Source organism: Microcoleus sp. D2_18a_B4 (assembly GCF_036702475.1).
Lineage (GTDB): Bacteria > Cyanobacteriota > Cyanobacteriia > Cyanobacteriales > Microcoleaceae > Microcoleus.
In genome coordinates this window covers 1-1,852 of sequence record NZ_JAUBTL010000140.1, presented here as the reverse complement: position 1 = coordinate 1,852, position 1,852 = coordinate 1, and the positions used below count along the sequence as shown (strand labels likewise).

At 47.6% G+C, this 1,852-nt stretch carries 3 protein-coding genes and 1 pseudogene; all 4 read right to left on the bottom strand.

Annotated features, from left to right (window positions below; translation table 11 throughout):
* Positions 1-408, bottom strand: a pseudogene (locus QUB04_RS32355) (IS4 family transposase); the annotation flags it as partial.
* A 169-nt stretch (positions 409-577) separates the two neighbouring features.
* Positions 578-802, bottom strand: coding sequence for an IS4/Tn5 family transposase DNA-binding protein (locus tag QUB04_RS32350; RefSeq protein ID WP_333290745.1), 225 nt, complete (start codon positions 800-802; stop codon positions 578-580).
* A gap of 308 nt (positions 803-1,110) precedes the next feature.
* Positions 1,111-1,344, bottom strand: coding sequence for a type II toxin-antitoxin system mRNA interferase toxin, RelE/StbE family (locus QUB04_RS32345; RefSeq protein ID WP_333290746.1), 234 nt, complete (start codon positions 1,342-1,344; stop codon positions 1,111-1,113).
* 6 nt (positions 1,345-1,350) lie between these two features.
* Positions 1,351-1,563: a hypothetical protein gene (locus QUB04_RS32340; RefSeq protein ID WP_333290744.1), complete on the bottom strand. Its 213-nt coding sequence runs from the start codon at positions 1,561-1,563 to the stop codon at positions 1,351-1,353.
* Positions 1,564-1,852: the final 289 nt, after the last annotated feature.

Here is a 1,852-nt window from a genome sequence, read left to right as displayed (position 1 = left end):
TAGAATTTCGACGGTTGTAGCCAGCAGGTTCAGAGTCGCTTTACGAGCTGAGCGCTGCGGATTAGCTCGCAATTCCAGGCTCAGTTGTCCCGCAAGCGGTGCAGAGGCGATCGCCGTTTGTAGTCGCTCTATTTCTTTTGTACCATCAGCATTCTTGACTTGACGGTTGTGATAGGCGCGAATTAACAACTGAGAATTCTCAGGTCTTTGAGTCGCTAAAAAGTCAGAGATGTCGGCTTCGCGATCGGCTACCGTTAGTACAGTAATCGATTCTGGCATCACCTTCTGGGTCCCATCAAGAGCTGTTAACCAACGCTGGCTTTCTTTGTCTTTGGTTTCGGTGTGATTTCTGGAATGCTTCTTACCAATAGTCGCAGGATCTCGCGCCCATACTTGTTGGTGCAACACTCCTAATGGTACTCCTTGAGCCGAGCTACAAAATACTGAGTGAACTTTCAGGCCCCGACTGGTGGCACTATCGAGCGTGTCCCATTCCTTTCTTGCTCTTGTGGTGGGTGAAATTCAGTTCTGTGGTGTCCTGAATCGCCAGAACTATTGGGTGTACTTTGATTCGTTCTCAGGTACTTCTTTGGTGGGCACGGGCGATCGCCTCTGACGAGACTCGTGGAGATGACCAAAAGTCATAAGCCCCTTGAGTGGCTGCCCAATCCCCTGATGCTTGTGGCACCGTAGCATGGGGCTGTGAGGCTAAGTCGGAGACAATTCGCACCAGTCTTTTCTGGCGACGCCGATCGCCTAAACAAGCAAATTGTAGTTCTGCTACTGCCCATTCTGCCGTCATAGTTCCTCACTTGCCTCTGATACCGTAATTTGAGGCTTACTTGATTCGGTTCCTGGTTGTCAATCCTACTCCAAGGCAGCCAGCGCCCGGAGGTCGCTCCGGCTGAAGCCGGAGCGCCTTTGTTAAGAAAGATGTGAGTAAGCCATAGCCTTAAGAAGGGGGGGACATGAAGGGAGGGGAGTTGAATGGGTGGCCCGATGCGATCATCGAGGCGATCGCCCTCGACTGTGGCAGATATAAACAGGCGATCGCATAAGCAAGCATTTTCAATACACCTCATCATGACTGCCAATGTCTAGCAAGAGAATTTATTCATCTCCCAACTCTGGATTTTTAACAAAATCAAATACAATCCGACAGTCATATTCCACTGTACAAGCCCAAGAGCCAGCTAATTGACCTTTGAGTTTGTGTGTTTGCAGTGATGGTTCAAAAGAGTTTTCTGCCAAAACTCTCAAGACAGCTTCAACTTTGGACTGTAGTTCCGGGTGTTTGCGGATGAGGGCTTTGTAGGCACGTTTAAATGAGGGAGCAAAGGTGATAATTTTTCAACTGTTTAACTCCGCGATCGCTTCATCAACTGTACCTCGAAAGACGTTGCCAGATTGATAATCTTGCTTTCCTTGTGCGATATTAGCGGCAATTTCGGTGCGACGGCGATCGCTAAGTCTGCGGTGCATGATGACAAGCAGATTGGTTTGTTCGTCTACAGACAATGTTTCGATCGCGTCTAAGATGCTGTCAAATGTTAAAGTTTGCATGGTGAGTTAGATTGGGAGGCTCAGATGGCTCTGTCTTATTTTACTGAAGTTTAATTGAATTTGCTCAACGAGCTCGCATTCCTAACTGATTTAGCAATCGCCTTCTCCATTCCCAAAAAGCGATCGCCCCTGTCCATCGACAAGACCGAGATCCCTTTCCATATAGCCAAAAATAGCCAAAAAGCGATCGCACGTTTTGACTTATTCCAAAAGGGCGATCACCCTAATTGTCAAGTAGACATCATTTGAGATAAACTAATTCTGAAACTATTCCCTAAATATCGCCCCT

Bases quoted from the DNA above. Each gene is read 5' to 3' on its own strand.
- QUB04_RS32340 (WP_333290744.1), bottom strand. From the start codon at position 1,563: ATGCAAACTTTAACATTTGACAGCATCTTAGACGCGATCGAAACATTG.
- QUB04_RS32350 (WP_333290745.1), bottom strand. From the start codon at position 802: ATGACGGCAGAATGGGCAGTAGCAGAACTACAATTTGCTTGTTTAGGC.